Origin of the sequence: Vibrio splendidus (genome assembly GCF_024347615.1) — a bacterium.
Classification (GTDB): Bacteria; Pseudomonadota; Gammaproteobacteria; order Enterobacterales; family Vibrionaceae; genus Vibrio; species Vibrio splendidus.
Window position 1 is genome coordinate 15097 of sequence record NZ_AP025508.1, and the last position, 15564, is coordinate 30660.

At 46.5% G+C, this 15564-nt stretch carries 10 protein-coding genes, 4 tRNA genes and 2 rRNA genes; 12 read left to right on the forward strand and 4 right to left on the reverse strand.

Features of this window, described 5'->3' with window-relative positions; genetic code table 11:
• Positions 1–83 precede the first annotated feature (83 nt).
• Complete coding sequence (locus OCU90_RS00055) at positions 84–338, forward strand: hypothetical protein (protein WP_004736676.1); 255 nt, start codon at positions 84–86, stop codon at positions 336–338.
• A gap of 83 nt (positions 339–421) precedes the next feature.
• On the opposite strand, the gene tusA is transcribed toward OCU90_RS00055, so the two are convergent.
• A complete protein-coding gene (gene tusA, locus OCU90_RS00060) occupies positions 422–673 on the reverse strand; it encodes a sulfurtransferase TusA (RefSeq protein WP_004736675.1) in 252 nt (83 codons plus the stop codon).
• 149 nt (positions 674–822) lie between these two features.
• Between tusA and OCU90_RS00065 the strand changes: the two genes are divergently transcribed.
• Both OCU90_RS00065 and OCU90_RS00070 read left to right on the forward strand, forming a co-directional pair.
• Positions 823–1008, forward strand: a complete 186-nt coding sequence (locus tag OCU90_RS00065) for a hypothetical protein (RefSeq protein ID WP_004736674.1) — start codon at positions 823–825, stop codon at positions 1006–1008.
• Between the two features lie 156 nt (positions 1009–1164).
• A complete protein-coding gene (locus OCU90_RS00070; protein ID WP_061025202.1) occupies positions 1165–2106 on the forward strand; it encodes a LysR family transcriptional regulator in 942 nt (313 codons plus the stop codon).
• Positions 2107–2242: 136 nt separating this feature from the next.
• Here the strand turns inward: OCU90_RS00070 and acuI are convergent, their stop codons facing one another.
• The 3 genes from acuI to fadB all read right to left on the reverse strand — a co-directional run bounded on the left by acuI (position 2243) and on the right by fadB (position 6828).
• Entirely contained in the window at positions 2243–3223 is a 981-nt protein-coding gene (gene acuI, locus OCU90_RS00075) for an acrylyl-CoA reductase (NADPH) (protein WP_061025200.1), read from the reverse strand.
• Positions 3224–3466: 243 nt separating this feature from the next.
• Positions 3467–4630, reverse strand: a complete 1164-nt coding sequence (gene fadA / locus OCU90_RS00080; protein WP_061025197.1) for an acetyl-CoA C-acyltransferase FadA — start codon at positions 4628–4630, stop codon at positions 3467–3469.
• 26 nt (positions 4631–4656) lie between these two features.
• Positions 4657–6828 (reverse strand): fatty acid oxidation complex subunit alpha FadB, encoded by a 2172-nt coding sequence (gene fadB, locus OCU90_RS00085; RefSeq protein ID WP_061025195.1) that lies wholly within the window; start codon positions 6826–6828, stop codon positions 4657–4659.
• Between the two features lie 227 nt (positions 6829–7055).
• On the opposite strand from fadB, the gene OCU90_RS00090 reads away from it, so the two are divergent.
• The 9 genes from OCU90_RS00090 to OCU90_RS00130 all read left to right on the forward strand — a co-directional run bounded on the left by OCU90_RS00090 (position 7056) and on the right by OCU90_RS00130 (position 15487).
• Entirely contained in the window at positions 7056–7679 is a 624-nt protein-coding gene (locus OCU90_RS00090; RefSeq protein ID WP_004736669.1) for a YigZ family protein, read from the forward strand.
• 34 nt (positions 7680–7713) lie between these two features.
• Positions 7714–9171 carry a TrkH family potassium uptake protein gene (locus OCU90_RS00095; protein ID WP_017077285.1) on the forward strand — a complete coding sequence of 486 codons (1458 nt, stop codon included), beginning with the start codon at positions 7714–7716 and terminating at the stop codon, positions 9169–9171.
• A 10-nt stretch (positions 9172–9181) separates the two neighbouring features.
• Positions 9182–9709, forward strand: coding sequence for a menaquinone-dependent protoporphyrinogen IX dehydrogenase (hemG, locus tag OCU90_RS00100; protein ID WP_004736667.1), 528 nt, complete (start codon positions 9182–9184; stop codon positions 9707–9709).
• 527 nt (positions 9710–10236) lie between these two features.
• Positions 10237–11791: ribosomal RNA gene (locus tag OCU90_RS00105) — 16S ribosomal RNA — on the forward strand.
• A 124-nt stretch (positions 11792–11915) separates the two neighbouring features.
• Positions 11916–11991: transfer RNA gene (locus OCU90_RS00110), tRNA-Glu, on the forward strand.
• Positions 11992–11993: 2 nt separating this feature from the next.
• Positions 11994–12069, forward strand: a tRNA-Lys gene (locus OCU90_RS00115).
• Positions 12070–12094: 25 nt separating this feature from the next.
• Positions 12095–12170 (forward strand) — tRNA-Ala (locus OCU90_RS00120).
• Between the two features lie 32 nt (positions 12171–12202).
• Positions 12203–12278, forward strand: a tRNA-Val gene (locus tag OCU90_RS00125).
• 315 nt (positions 12279–12593) lie between these two features.
• A 23S ribosomal RNA gene (locus OCU90_RS00130) occupies positions 12594–15487 on the forward strand.
• The 16S and 23S rRNA genes sit together here with 4 tRNA genes alongside, the layout of an rRNA operon.
• Positions 15488–15564: the final 77 nt, after the last annotated feature.

Consider the following 15564-nt stretch of genomic DNA (forward strand, 5'->3'; position numbering starts at 1 on the left):
TTGTCGGGTTTATCGAGCGAATGGACATATAACTGTCATACTTGTCATGATATTTTAATCTTGTGAGTTAAGAACACGAGGGCATGATTATGTTGACGCGTTATATGGGTATTACTCCACAAAGCCAAAGTTATCTATTTACCTTTGGTCTTGCACTTACACTATTAGGCATGGTGTTGACGGACATGTGGCTACCAATGGTGGCTGGTTCGATGATCATGACTGGGCTTGCGGTAGAGGCCTGGATTCGAGTGGCGCATATTATTCCTATGCGCAAAGATATCCGAGAAATTCAGCATCAGCTTGAGCATCTGCAAAATAAATCTAGAAACGAATAAACAAAAAGCCGCTCGTACTCTGAGTTCTGTTGAAGAACATAAGGTACGAGCGGCTTTTTTGATGCTTGATACTCGGTGGGGCGTTATGCCTCCAATCCCTTTCTGATCAAATACTGGTAAGGCAACGTTTCTGTCGCTTGACCTACCAACTGGTGATCCATGAATCGACAAAAGCTCGGGATATCTCGAGTTGTCGAAGGATCGTCAGCTTTTACCAGTAACACATCGCCATCCTGCATGTTTCTAATTGTCTTCCTGACCATCATTACTGGTTCCGGGCAACGTAGGCCTTCAGCTTCTAAAGTATGGGTTGCCAGTTCAGGTTTGAATGTCATGGTTTGTATCTCTATTTCTATCTAACGAGTGAATAATACGTCTGCAGAAAAAATATGCAATAAGTGCTTGGCAAACAGAATCATTTCCTATAACTTAGTTAACAAGTTGATAACAACTTGAAACAAAGGCAACTAGCTAAGGAGTGGCGATGTTGACAGGATTAGATAGATTAACAATTTATTCAGTTCTCTGTTTTATTTCTTTCTGTGCGTTAGTTTTACGCTCATCGACAGAGACCTCACTGATGCCTATCTTTGGCATAGTAGCAACGATTATTGGTATTTGGGTAGAGATGCGCCGTTGGCAAGGTATAGCCGAAGAGCAAGAGCACTAACCCGAATACAACAAGCAAATTCCGATACGACAACATTCCGACACTATCCCCAGATTTTCTTGGGCTTCCCCGCATAATTGCGGGATTTTTTTTATCTAAAGCATGCTATAAACAACTTAGTAACTAATGACAGTTGTATACAACTAGGTAAGTGGCGTGGAATTAGAAGACATCTATCGTAGAGACCTAAATTTATTGGTCGCCTTAAAAGTATTGATTGAAGAGGGCAGTGTTAGCCAGGCTGCGCTTCGCCTTAACTTAAGTCAATCGGCAACCAGTCGAGTGTTAGGGCGCTTAAGAGAACTACTTAACGATCCGCTGTTTACACGCCAAGGTCAGCACCTTATCCCCACCAAAAAAGCACTCGAGATCAGCCAGCGTATTGATCAGCCTTTAGAGTCATTCCGCCAACTGCTGAGCCCGAGTGATTTCGATCCTTACTATTGCAGTGAACGCTTTCTGATTGCGACTACTGACTACGCGATGCAAACCATCTTGCCTTATGCATTACCTAAGATTTATGAACAAGCGCCGAACATATCTTTGGAGTTTGCACCGCTGCAGCATGAGCATTTGTTTAAACAGCTGAGTACCGAACGTGTTGATATGGCGATCTGTCGTCCGAGTGGCAGCATTGCACCACTTCATCAAGAGGTCTTGGGGCCGGTCGGTGTGTCGTGTCTGTTATCTAAAAACCACCCATTGGCGGATCAGTCTTTAAGCCTTGAAGACTATGTATCACTCCCGCACGCGATGATTGCGATCAGTGATGGTGTTAAGGCTTTATTAGACAACGCATTAGCCAATCAACAGCCTCGTAAAATGGTGTTGCGTGCTTATCACCTTGAAGCTGCATTAGCGATTGTCGATAGAATGCCGTTGGTGATCACTGTACCAGCCGATCTGGCTTATTTAGTGGCAGATCGCTATGACTTGGTTGTTAAGCCATTACCATTTGAGTTTATGCCGTTTGATTACTCACTGATCTGGCACTCGCGCTGCGATTCTTCTGCTTCACAACAATGGTTAAGAAGAGTGGTAAAAGAAGAGTGTGGTGAGCTGATTCAAAAACGGATTGCGGATGTAGGTTTGGGTTAACTGAGGTCTTAGCTTTGGTTCACTTGATTCTAATGACAAAAATGCAAAAGGGCTGATAAAAATCAGCCCTTTGTTGTTTTAGGTTATCCAAGCCTAAAGTTGTTGCTTAAGGTTTGATAACTTTATGTTTGAGAGTCTATAGTTTAATGACTACACGACCAGTGATTTGACCGTTAGTGATGTCTTCTGCAGCTTGAATTGCGCCATCTAAAGACACTTCTTTGGTTGCTTGAGCGTAGAAAGATTCTGGTAGTAGCTCAGCCAGTTGTTCCCACGCTTTAATACGTTTCTCTCGAGGGCACATTACAGAATCAACACCCTGTAGACGAACATTACGCAGAATGAATGGCATTACTGTGGTTGGTAAGTCAAAACCGCCTGCTAGACCACACATTGCAACCGCGCCGTTGTAATCAATTTGTGCCAATACTTTCGCAAGTACTTTGCTGCCTACCGTATCGATAGCACCAGCCCACAGTTGTTTTTCTAGTGGCTTAGCTGGTTCTTCAAGTTCAGCACGCTCTACAATGCGTGTCGCACCTAGTGATTTAAGTAGTTCACCGTTTGCAGAAGCACGACCAGTAACCGCAGCCACTTTGTAACCCAGTTGGTTAAGTAGCGTAATAGACACGCTGCCTACACCGCCACTTGCTCCAGTGACTAGGATCTCACCGTCTTCTGGTTTTATGCCTGCATCCACGATAGCTTGCACACAAAGCATTGCTGTGAAACCTGCTGTACCGATCGCCATGACTTTCTTAGCGTCTAGACCCGCTGGCATTGGCACTAACCAATCACCGTTTAGGCTCGCTTTTTCAGCCATGCCACCCCAATGACCTTCACCAACACCCCAACCCGTTAGAACAACTTCGTCACCCGCTTTGTAGCGTGGGTCATCAGATTGTGAAACCACACCTGAAAGGTCGATACCAGGCACCATAGGGAAGTTACGAACAATGCGCCCTTTACCTGTAATCGCCAAACCATCTTTGTAGTTCAAAGAAGAGTAGCTCACATCAACCTTCACGTTACCTTCTGGTAATTGAGACTCATCAATTTGAGAAACTGATGCGATAGTTTTTTTGTCTTCTTGGTTTAGTACAAGTGCTTTAAACATGATCTGCTCCGTAGGAGGAATATTAGGAAACTGAAGTAACTTTAGTTGAATCATCCGAGAAAAAATAATGAAACATCAACATTGAATCTATGCGTTTTGTGCATAGATGTCAGTGTTGGTTTTTCTCTCGCTGAGTTCGCTGAACGCAATTGATGCATTGTTGGATACCAAGTAATAAAAAGTGCAGCTATATAAATATAGCTGCACAAAAGATTACCCTACAAGTATTACAACTAACGACCGCTATGGGCGTTCAAATACCGTTGCAATACCTTGGCCTAAACCAATACACATGGTCGCTAAGCCGTATTTCACGTCTTGTGCTTCCATCAGGTTGATTAGGGTGGTCGAGATACGAGAGCCAGAACAACCCAGTGGGTGACCGAGTGCAATCGCACCACCGTTAAGGTTTACTTTCTCGTCAACTACATCCAGTAGACCTAGATCTTTAGCACATGGAAGAGATTGAGCAGCGAACGCTTCGTTAAGCTCAATTACACCCATATCTTCAATGTTCAGACCTGCACGTTTTAACGCTTTTTGAGTCGCCGGTACTGGGCCGTAACCCATGATTGAAGGATCACAACCTGCGATAGCCATTGACTTCACGCGAGCGCGAATCTTAAGGCCAAGTGCGTTGGCTTTCTCTTCGCTCATGATAAGCATTGCCGATGCACCATCAGACAGTGCTGATGAAGTACCTGCTGTTACCGTACCGTTTGCTGGGTCAAATACCGGGCGAAGCTGAGATAAGCCTTCAACCGTAGTTTCTGGGCGAATGACTTCATCGTAATCCAGAGTGAACAGTGAACCGTCTGCTGCGTGAGCTTCTGTTGGCAGGATTTCGTTTTTGAAACGACCTTCAACTGTTGCTGCTTGAGCTCGAGCATGTGAGCGTGCTGCGAATGCGTCTTGGTCTTCACGGCTAATACCGTGCATTTTACCTAGCATCTCAGCCGTTAGGCCCATCATACCGGCAGCTTTCGCTACGTGTTTAGACATGCCTGGGTGAAAATCAACACCATGGTTCATTGGTACATGACCCATGTGTTCGACACCACCTATCAGGCAAATTTCAGCATCGCCAACCATGATAGAGCGGGTTGCATCATGCAGAGCTTGCATAGATGAGCCACATAAACGGTTGACCGTTACCGCACCAATCTCAATCGGTAGACCAGCAAGCAAAGCAGCGTTACGTGCAACGTTGAAGCCTTGCTCTAGCGTTTGTTGTACACAACCCCAGTAAATGTCTTCAATCTCGACAGGGTTTACTTCTGGGTTGCGCTCTAAAATGCCTTTCATCAAATGAGCAGACAGATCTTCAGCACGAGTGTGACGGAAAGCTCCACCTTTGGAACGTCCCATTGGGGTACGAAGGCAATCAACAACAACTACATTATTCATTTTGCTATTCCTTTTCCAAATGTGGGTTACAGAGAACTGGCTTGTTGGCCGTCGTAAAAGCTTTCGCCTTTCGCTGCCATATCAAGCAATAGTTGAGGAACTTGGTACATTGCACCTAAGTCTTGGTAGCCTTTCGCCATTTCAACGAAGTTACCAATGCCCACACTGTCTAAGTAGCGGAATACGCCGCCTCTGAATGGAGGGAAGCCTAAACCGTAAACCAGTGCCATATCCGCTTCTTGCGGTGTCGCGATAATGCCTTCTTCTAGACAAAGCACCACTTCGTTGATCATAGGAATCATCACACGTTGGATAATGGTCTGGTCATCAAAGTCTTGTGGCTGTTGGCATACGTCAGCCAGAATAGGAAGAATGTCTTCAGAGAAGGTCTTCTTAGGGCGACCGCGCTTGTCTACGCTGTATGTGTAGAAACCGCTGCCGTTCTTCTGGCCGTATTTTTCAGCGACATAAAGCGCGTCAATCGCATCACGTTCTTCTTTACCCATACGCTCAGGGAAACCTTGCGCCATCACAGCTTGTGCGTGGTGTGCTGTATCTAGGCCCACAACGTCTAATAGGTACGCAGGGCCCATTGGCCAACCGAACTTGCGCTCCATGACTTTATCGATCTTAGTGAAGTCAGCACCGTCGCGTAGCAACATGCTGAAACCGCCAAAGTAAGGGAAAAGTACGCGGTTTACGAAGAAACCAGGGCAGTCATTAACAACGATAGGGGATTTGCCCATTTTCGCTGCGTAAGCAACCACGCGATTAATAGTTTCTTCTGAAGTATGCTCACCACGGATGATCTCAACCAAAGGCATGCGGTGCACTGGGTTAAAGAAGTGCATGCCACAGAAGTTTTCTGGGCGCTTCAAAGATTTCGCTAACAGGTTGATTGGAATCGTTGAGGTGTTTGATGTAAGAACCGTGTCTTCACCAACCAAACCTTCCACTTCGCTCAAAACTGCCGCTTTTACTTTAGGGTTTTCTACAACCGCTTCCACAATCACATCTGATTGCTCAACACCTGCATAATGTAGACTTGGAGTAATAGAAGACAGAATACCTGCCATCTTGAACCCATCTAGGCGACCGCGTGATAAGCGTTTATTCAACAGCTTAGAAGCTTCGTTCATACCAAGATCAAGAGACGCTTGTGCGATGTCTTTCATCATCACTGGCACGCCTTTCAATGCTGACTGGTAAGCAATACCGCCACCCATGATGCCAGCGCCAAGTACTGCTGCGCGTTCAGTTGCTTTATTCGCAGACTTACCAGCTTGTTTTGCTAAGCCTTTAATGTATTGGTCATTCAAGAATAAACCGACAAGGGCTTTCGCTTCTTCAGATTTTGCTAGCTTAACGAAATGTTTGCGTTCGATGTCTAACGCCGCATCGCGATCGCTGCGCGCTGCTTCTTCAATTGCAATCACAGAAGTAATCGGAGCTGGGTAGTGAGGCCCTGCTTTTTGAGCCACTAAGCCCTTAGCCATAGTAAAGCTCATCATCGCTTCTAGTTTGCTTAGTGAAAGCGCTGACGTTTTTTGTTTGCGGCGTAGCTGCCAATCAAGTTTCTCATTGGCTGCCAAAGAAACAGTGTTGATCGCTGACTCTAGCAGCTGGTCTGTTTCTACAATCGCATCTAACAAGCCAACTTTAAGCGCTTCATCTGCACGGCATGCTTTGCCTTGAGTGATAATTTCCATCGCGCTGTCAGCACCGATAACACGAGGTAGGCGCACACAACCACCAAAACCAGGCATGATGCCAAGTTTGGTTTCTGGTAGACCTATGCTGGTGGTCTTGTCACCGATACGGAAATCGGTAGCGAGTACACATTCACAGCCGCCGCCAAGGGCATGGCCACGCATCATTGAAAGAGTTGGGACAGGAAGGTCTTCGAGCTTGCTGAAGATTGAATTAGCGAATCTTAACCATTCATCAAGTTCTGCTTCTGGCTTAGCAAATAGGCCAAGAAATTCAGTGATGTCTGCGCCCACAATGAACGCGTCTTTGTTTGAAGTTAAGATTAAACCACGTAATCCTGCGTGAGCATTAAGAGCATCTAACGCTTTATCTAGTGATTCTAAAGTTGCAAGGTCGAGTTTGTTTACAGATGCCGGTGCACAGAAGTTTAATTCCGCAATACCATCTTGTAATTCCTTTACCTGTAGGGTGTTAGCTTGGTAAATCATTGTCTATCTCCATGACATACAATCCACGATTGTTTGAGAGAATCTTGTTATCTTTCTATTATTGTAGAGCACCTGGTAAGACCAGTTATTCTAGTCTGTACCTCTGCTTGATTAATTTCAATACATTTTTTAAACAATTGTTTAACATTGTGCGACAGCACAGATCCTCTAACCCTTATTATTCACGCGTGATACACTTCGCCGCTCTTAATAATTAAGTTAACGATATGAATGAACAGCCCTATTTAATACCGTCAGCGTCGGCTTTATTTGAAGAAGAGATAAAAAAGAGCGTTTTTATTACTCATCTTGCTCATACTCCAAGTGTAGAAGCTGCTAAGCAGTTCGTTGAACAGGTAAAAAAAGAGCATTCTTCAGCGCGACATAACTGTTGGGGCTTTGCTGCAGGGCGACCTGAAGATTCGATGAAGTGGGGCTTTAGTGATGATGGCGAACCCTCGGGTACTGCTGGAAAGCCTATCTTGGCGCAACTGTCTGGTTCAGGTGTTGGCGAGTTAACGGCTGTAGTCACTCGCTATTCAGGCGGAATCAAGCTCGGTACTGGTGGTTTAGTTAAGGCTTATGGTGGTGGAGTACAACAAGCTCTCAAGCTGCTTCAAACTATCGAGAAAAAAATAACCACAAAATTACGGCTAGAGTTAGACTATGGCTTTGTGCCGATTGCACAATCCATCATGGCTCAGCATCAGGCTGTTGAAGTCCAAGCGGATTATGGTGTTCAAGTTGAGCTTATTATTGAAATAGAGCTCCTTCAGGTAGATTCGTTTACCCAAACCATGATCAATAAAAGCGGTGCTAAGGCACTGGTAACGAAAGTCAAAGACAACTAGGAAGTGTGAAGCATTTCGCTTCGTTCAATAGCTCATGCAATTTCGCTCAATTATTCGAATCGTCGGATTATTATTAGCACTTTTTAGTGTATCAATGCTCGCACCTGCGCTCGTCGCTCTGATCTATCGAGATGGTGCGGGTGTGCCATTTGTGACGACCTTTTTTGTTCTCTTATTCTGTGGAGCAACCTGCTGGTTTCCAAACCGACGTTATAAGCATGAATTGAAAGCGCGTGATGGCTTCTTGATTGTTGTTTTATTCTGGACGGTAATCGGTAGTGCTGGTGCGCTGCCGTTTTTGATCGCCGATAACCCCAATGTGTCGGTAACCGATGCTTTCTTCGAATCCTTCTCTGCATTAACAACCACGGGCGCGACCGTTATTGTCGGCCTCGATGATCTGCCTAAGGCGATTCTGTTTTACCGCCAATTCCTGCAATGGTTTGGTGGTATGGGCATCATCGTATTAGCGGTAGCCATCCTTCCGGTTCTCGGCATCGGTGGTATGCAGTTATATCGTGCAGAAATCCCGGGCCCTGTAAAAGATAGTAAGATGACTCCGCGTATTGCTGAAACGGCAAAAGCGCTTTGGTACATCTATCTGAGTCTAACGATTGCTTGTGCGGTGGCGTTTTGGCTTGCAGGCATGAGCTTCTTTGATGCTATCAGTCATAGTTTCTCTACTATTGCGATTGGTGGCTTCTCGACTCACGATGCGAGTATGGGCTATTTCAACAGTCCGGCTATCAACATGATTACGGTCGTGTTCCTTCTTATCTCTGCGTGTAACTATTCGCTTCACTTTGCTGCATTTGCTTCTGGTGGTGTGCATCCTAAGTATTATTGGAAAGATCCTGAATTCCGCGCCTTTATCTTTATTCAAGCAGTCTTGTTCTTAGTTTGTTTCTTATTACTGCTTAATCACCACTCTTATGACTCGTATTACGATGCTTTTGATCAAGCGTTGTTCCAAACGGTGTCTATATCTACGACAGCAGGCTTCACCACCACAGGTTTCTCTGAGTGGCCGTTATTCTTACCTGTGCTGCTTCTGTTCTCTTCTTTTATAGGGGGCTGTGCAGGTTCAACGGGCGGTGGTATGAAAGTCATTCGAATCTTATTGCTTACTCTACAAGGTGCTCGTGAAATGAAGCGTCTTGTTCACCCGCGTGCTGTCTATACCATCAAGGTTGGCGGTTCTGCGTTACCACAACGTGTTGTTGATGCGGTTTGGGGCTTCTTCTCTGCATACGCATTGGTTTTTGTGGTTTGTATGTTGGCTCTTATTGCTACTGGGATGGATGAGCTGAGTGCTTTCTCTGCCGTAGCGGCAACGTTGAATAACCTTGGCCCGGGCTTAGGTGAAGTGGCAATGCACTTTGGCGATGTGAATGATAAGGCCAAATGGGTGTTGATCGTATCTATGTTGTTTGGTCGTTTAGAGATATTCACCTTATTAATTTTATTGACCCCTACGTTTTGGCGTAGCTAAGGACAACATTGTGGCAAAAGCTCTATTTTTGTATTCAAGCCGTGAAGGGCAAACCAAGAAGATCTTGAACTATATAAAAGAAGAAATGAATGAGTTCGAATGTGAGCTTCAAGATCTGCACACTATTAGTAATGTCGACTTTGCTCAATACGACAGAGTGCTGATTGGTGCATCTATTCGTTACGGCCACCTTAATAAGAAGCTATATAAGTTCATTGATGCCAACCTTGCTCAGTTGCAATCAAATAAGGTTGCCTTCTTCTGCGTTAACTTAACGGCTCGTAAAGAAGACCAAGGTAAAGACACCCCTGAAGGTAGTGCCTATATTAAGAAGTTTCTTCTTAAGTCACCATGGCAGCCGACTCTAATCGGTGTATTCGCGGGTGCTCTCTATTACCCTCGTTATAACTGGTTCGATAAAACCATGATTCGCTTCATTATGAATATGACAGGCGGAGAAACGGACACAACCAAGGAAGTTGAGTATACGAACTGGGAAAAAGTCTCTTTATTCTCTAAGAAATTGCAAGAGATGTAAGAGAAAAGCCTACTTTTGAGGCGTTTTGTGCTCTTTTTAATCGAACGAATAAAAAAACGAGAAAAACTTCAAAAAGGGCTTGCCAGTGTGATCGAAATCTCTATAATGCGACCTCGTTGAAACGGGAAGGCTTCGTAAGAAACCAAAACGAATCAGCAGGTCAAATTAGCCAAGCTAAGCGCTTGAAAAAAGTTTTGAAAATAGTGGTTGACACTAAAACTTAAATCGCTAAAATGGCCGTCCGATTTGAGCGAACCTCAAAAAGGAAAAGCTCTTTAACAATTTAAACCTATCAATCTGTGTGGGCACTCGTTGATGAATATCAAAACGTCATTCTTAGGAATGGCAGTTACTTCGGTAACAAACTTGATTTCAATGAACTGAGTGACCAATACAAAATTAAGTTTACTTAATTTTGGCACAGTCAATTCATTACCATTCTGTTGGAATGGTAATAGCTTTAAAATTACACTCTTTATTTATAAAGAATAGTTTTGAAGTCAGTATTCGTTGAGTCACAAAATCTTAAATTGAAGAGTTTGATCATGGCTCAGATTGAACGCTGGCGGCAGGCCTAACACATGCAAGTCGAGCGGAAACGACACTAACAATCCTTCGGGTGCGTTAATGGGCGTCGAGCGGCGGACGGGTGAGTAATGCCTAGGAAATTGCCTTGATGTGGGGGATAACCATTGGAAACGATGGCTAATACCGCATAATGCCTACGGGCCAAAGAGGGGGACCTTCGGGCCTCTCGCGTCAAGATATGCCTAGGTGGGATTAGCTAGTTGGTGAGGTAATGGCTCACCAAGGCGACGATCCCTAGCTGGTCTGAGAGGATGATCAGCCACACTGGAACTGAGACACGGTCCAGACTCCTACGGGAGGCAGCAGTGGGGAATATTGCACAATGGGCGAAAGCCTGATGCAGCCATGCCGCGTGTATGAAGAAGGCCTTCGGGTTGTAAAGTACTTTCAGTTGTGAGGAAGGGGGTAACGTTAATAGCGTTATCTCTTGACGTTAGCAACAGAAGAAGCACCGGCTAACTCCGTGCCAGCAGCCGCGGTAATACGGAGGGTGCGAGCGTTAATCGGAATTACTGGGCGTAAAGCGCATGCAGGTGGTTCATTAAGTCAGATGTGAAAGCCCGGGGCTCAACCTCGGAACTGCATTTGAAACTGGTGAACTAGAGTGCTGTAGAGGGGGGTAGAATTTCAGGTGTAGCGGTGAAATGCGTAGAGATCTGAAGGAATACCAGTGGCGAAGGCGGCCCCCTGGACAGACACTGACACTCAGATGCGAAAGCGTGGGGAGCAAACAGGATTAGATACCCTGGTAGTCCACGCCGTAAACGATGTCTACTTGGAGGTTGTGGCCTTGAGCCGTGGCTTTCGGAGCTAACGCGTTAAGTAGACCGCCTGGGGAGTACGGTCGCAAGATTAAAACTCAAATGAATTGACGGGGGCCCGCACAAGCGGTGGAGCATGTGGTTTAATTCGATGCAACGCGAAGAACCTTACCTACTCTTGACATCCAGAGAAGCCAGCGGAGACGCAGGTGTGCCTTCGGGAACTCTGAGACAGGTGCTGCATGGCTGTCGTCAGCTCGTGTTGTGAAATGTTGGGTTAAGTCCCGCAACGAGCGCAACCCTTATCCTTGTTTGCCAGCGAGTAATGTCGGGAACTCCAGGGAGACTGCCGGTGATAAACCGGAGGAAGGTGGGGACGACGTCAAGTCATCATGGCCCTTACGAGTAGGGCTACACACGTGCTACAATGGCGCATACAGAGGGCAGCAAGCTAGCGATAGTGAGCGAATCCCAAAAAGTGCGTCGTAGTCCGGATTGGAGTCTGCAACTCGACTCCATGAAGTCGGAATCGCTAGTAATCGTGAATCAGAATGTCACGGTGAATACGTTCCCGGGCCTTGTACACACCGCCCGTCACACCATGGGAGTGGGCTGCAAAAGAAGTGGGTAGTTTAACCTTTCGGGGAGGACGCTCACCACTTTGTGGTTCATGACTGGGGTGAAGTCGTAACAAGGTAGCCCTAGGGGAACCTGGGGCTGGATCACCTCCTTATACGAAGATAGTCACGATGAGTGTCCACACAGATTGATTAGGTTTAGAAAAGAAAAGAGTAGAAGAACTCCCAAGGTTCTTTGAAGTTTGTTTCTGCTTTTTAAAGTAGAGATGAATTAGCAGTGTCCCGTTCGTCTAGAGGCCTAGGACACCGCCCTTTCACGGCGGTAACAGGGGTTCGACTCCCCTACGGGATACCATTGGGTCGTTAGCTCAGTTGGTAGAGCAGTTGACTTTTAATCAATTGGTCGCAGGTTCGAATCCTGCACGACCCACCATTTCCTCCCAAGGAAATAAAAATATGGGGCTATAGCTCAGCTGGGAGAGCGCCTGCCTTGCACGCAGGAGGTCTGCGGTTCGATCCCGCATAGCTCCACCATTCTTTCTCCATGAAGGAATTAAAACTATCATGGGCGATTAGCTCAGTTGGGAGAGCACCTGCCTTACAAGCAGGGGGTCACTGGTTCGAGCCCGGTATCGCCCACCATCTTTAAGCATTCTCGTAAGAGAGTATTTAAAAATGGTTTTGAAAGTTTAAAACTTAAAAAACTCTTGCTCTTTAACAATTTGGAAAGCTGACTGATTGATTTACTTACGAGTAATTCAATCAAATTTAAAAGTTCTCAATGTTTATCTTTCATTAGATAAACACAACAAACACATTCAAGTGTCTTGTATTCGAATCAATGTTTACATTGATTCACAATTGAGTCCGGCAAACAGTTATCAAGAATTAACCCTTCTTGATGACAACCAAAAACCTTGGTTAGTTGCCATACGCTAAGACCCTTTCGGGTTGTATGGTTAAGTGACTAAGCGTACACGGTGGATGCCTTGGCAGTCAGAGGCGATGAAAGGCGTAATAACTTGCGATAAGCCCAGATTAGGTAGTAATAACCTTTTGAGTCTGGGATTCCTGAATGGGGAAACCCACTTACATAAGTAAGTATCCTGTTGTGAATACATAGCAACAGGAGGCAAACCGGGGGAACTGAAACATCTAAGTACCCCGAGGAAGAGAAATCAACCGAGATTCCGAAAGTAGCGGCGAGCGAAATTGGATTAGCCCTTAAGCTTTTAATGATGCAGGTGAAGAGTCTGGAAAGTCTCGCAATAAAGGGTGATAGCCCCGTAACCGACACATCATAATCAGTGAAAACGAGTAGGGCGGGACACGTGATATCCTGTCTGAATATGGGGGGACCATCCTCCAAGGCTAAATACTACTGACTGACCGATAGTGAACCAGTACCGTGAGGGAAAGGCGAAAAGAACCCCTGTGAGGGGAGTGAAATAGAACCTGAAACCGTGTACGTACAAGCAGTAGGAGCACCTTCGTGGTGTGACTGCGTACCTTTTGTATAATGGGTCAGCGACTTAATTTTAGTAGCAAGGTTAACCGTTTAGGGGAGCCGTAGGGAAACCGAGTCTTAACTGGGCGTACAGTTGCTAGGATTAGACCCGAAACCAGGTGATCTAGCCATGGGCAGGTTGAAGGTTGAGTAACATCAACTGGAGGACCGAACCGACTAATGTTGAAAAATTAGCGGATGACTTGTGGCTAGGGGTGAAAGGCCAATCAAACCTGGAGATAGCTGGTTCTCCCCGAAAGCTATTTAGGTAGCGCCTCGGACGAATACTACTGGGGGTAGAGCACTGTTAAGGCTAGGGGGTCATCCCGACTTACCAACCCTTTGCAAACTCCGAATACCAGTAAGTACTATCCGGGAGACACACGGCGGGTGCTAACGTCCGTCGTGGAGAGGGAAACAACCCAGACCGCCAGCTAAGGTCCCAAAGTATAGCTAAGTGGGAAACGATGTGGGAAGGCTCAGACAGCCAGGATGTTGGCTTAGAAGCAGCCATCATTTAAAGAAAGCGTAATAGCTCACTGGTCGAGTCGGCCTGCGCGGAAGATGTAACGGGGCTAAGCTATACACCGAAGCTGCGGCTACGTACCTTAGGGTATGTGGGGTAGGGGAGCGTTCTGTAAGCCGTTGAAGGTGGTCTGTAAGGGCTGCTGGAGGTATCAGAAGTGCGAATGCTGACATGAGTAACGATAAAGGGAGTGAAAAACTCCCTCGCCGGAAGACCAAGGGTTCCTGTCCAACGTTAATCGGGGCAGGGTAAGTCGACTCCTAAGGCGAGGCCGAAAGGCGTAGTCGATGGGAAACGGGTTAATATTCCCGTACTTCTTACAATTGCGATGGGGGGACGGAGAAGGCTAGGTGGGCCTGGCGACGGTTGTCCAGGTTCAAGTATGTAGGCGGAAAGTTTAGGTAAATCCGGACTTTCATTAACGCTGAGATACGATGTCGAGCTACTACGGTAGTGAAGTCATTGATGCCATGCTTCCAGGAAAAGCCTCTAAGCTTCAGATTGTAAGGAATCGTACCCCAAACCGACACAGGTGGTCGGGTAGAGAATACCAAGGCGCTTGAGAGAACTCGGGTGAAGGAACTAGGCAAAATGGTACCGTAACTTCGGGAGAAGGTACGCTCTTATCAGTGAAGTCCCTTGCGGATGGAGCAGACGAGAGTCGCAGATACCAGGTGGCTGCAACTGTTTATTAAAAACACAGCACTGTGCAAAATCGTAAGATGACGTATACGGTGTGACGCCTGCCCGGTGCCGGAAGGTTAATTGATGGGGTTAGACTTCGGTCGAAGCTCTTGATCGAAGCCCCGGTAAACGGCGGCCGTAACTATAACGGTCCTAAGGTAGCGAAATTCCTTGTCGGGTAAGTTCCGACCTGCACGAATGGCGTAATGATGGCCACGCTGTCTCCACCCGAGACTCAGTGAAATTGAAATCGCTGTGAAGATGCAGTGTACCCGCGGCTAGACGGAAAGACCCCGTGAACCTTTACTACAGCTTGGCACTGAACATTGAACCTACATGTGTAGGATAGGTGGGAGACTATGAAATTGCGTCGCTAGATGTGATGGAGTCGTCCTTGAAATACCACCCTTGTAGTTTTGATGTTCTAACGTTGGTCCCTGAATCGGGATTACGGACAGTGCCTGGTGGGTAGTTTGACTGGGGCGGTCTCCTCCCAAAGAGTAACGGAGGAGCACGAAGGTGGGCTAAACACGGTTGGACATCGTGTGGTTAGTGCAATGGCATAAGCCCGCTTGACTGCGAGAATGACAATTCGAGCAGGTGCGAAAGCAGGTCATAGTGATCCGGTGGTTCTGAATGGAAGGGCCATCGCTCAACGGATAAAAGGTACTCCGGGGATAACAGGCTGATACCGCCCAAGAGTTCATATCGACGGCGGTGTTTGGCACCTCGATGTCGGCTCATCACATCCTGGGGCTGAAGTCGGTCCCAAGGGTATGGCTGTTCGCCATTTAAAGTGGTACGCGAGCTGGGTTTAGAACGTCGTGAGACAGTTCGGTCCCTATCTGCCGTGGGCGTTGGAAAATTGAAAGGGGCTGCTCCTAGTACGAGAGGACCGGAGTGGACGAACCTCTGGTGTTCGGGTTGTCATGCCAATGGCATTGCCCGGTAGCTAAGTTCGGAATCGATAACCGCTGAAAGCATCTAAGCGGGAAGCGAGCCTTGAGATGAGTTTTCCCTGGCACTATAAGTGTCCTAAAGGGTTGTCGTAGACTACGACGTTGATAGGCAGGGTGTGTAAGTGCTGCGAGGCATTGAGCTAACCTGTACTAATTGCCCGTGAGGCTTAACCATACAACACCCAAGGGGTTTTGTGGACTCAAAGACAGACCTTGAATGAGTTTGAAGAGAAATAACTTTTAGATAAGCTT

What these genes read in the sequence shown, in the direction of transcription:
- OCU90_RS00055 (WP_004736676.1), top strand. Translation starts at nt 84, where the DNA reads ATGATTATGTTGACGCGTTATATGGGTATTACTCCACAAAGCCAAAGT.
- tusA (WP_004736675.1), bottom strand. Translation starts at nt 673, where the DNA reads ATGACATTCAAACCTGAACTGGCAACCCATACTTTAGAAGCTGAAGGC.
- OCU90_RS00065 (WP_004736674.1), top strand. Translation starts at nt 823, where the DNA reads ATGTTGACAGGATTAGATAGATTAACAATTTATTCAGTTCTCTGTTTT.
- acuI (WP_061025200.1), bottom strand. Translation starts at nt 3,223, where the DNA reads ATGTTTAAAGCACTTGTACTAAACCAAGAAGACAAAAAAACTATCGCA.
- fadA (WP_061025197.1), bottom strand. Translation starts at nt 4,630, where the DNA reads ATGAATAATGTAGTTGTTGTTGATTGCCTTCGTACCCCAATGGGACGT.
- fadB (WP_061025195.1), bottom strand. Translation starts at nt 6,828, where the DNA reads ATGATTTACCAAGCTAACACCCTACAGGTAAAGGAATTACAAGATGGT.
- OCU90_RS00090 (WP_004736669.1), top strand. Translation starts at nt 7,056, where the DNA reads ATGAATGAACAGCCCTATTTAATACCGTCAGCGTCGGCTTTATTTGAA.
- OCU90_RS00095 (WP_017077285.1), top strand. Translation starts at nt 7,714, where the DNA reads ATGCAATTTCGCTCAATTATTCGAATCGTCGGATTATTATTAGCACTT.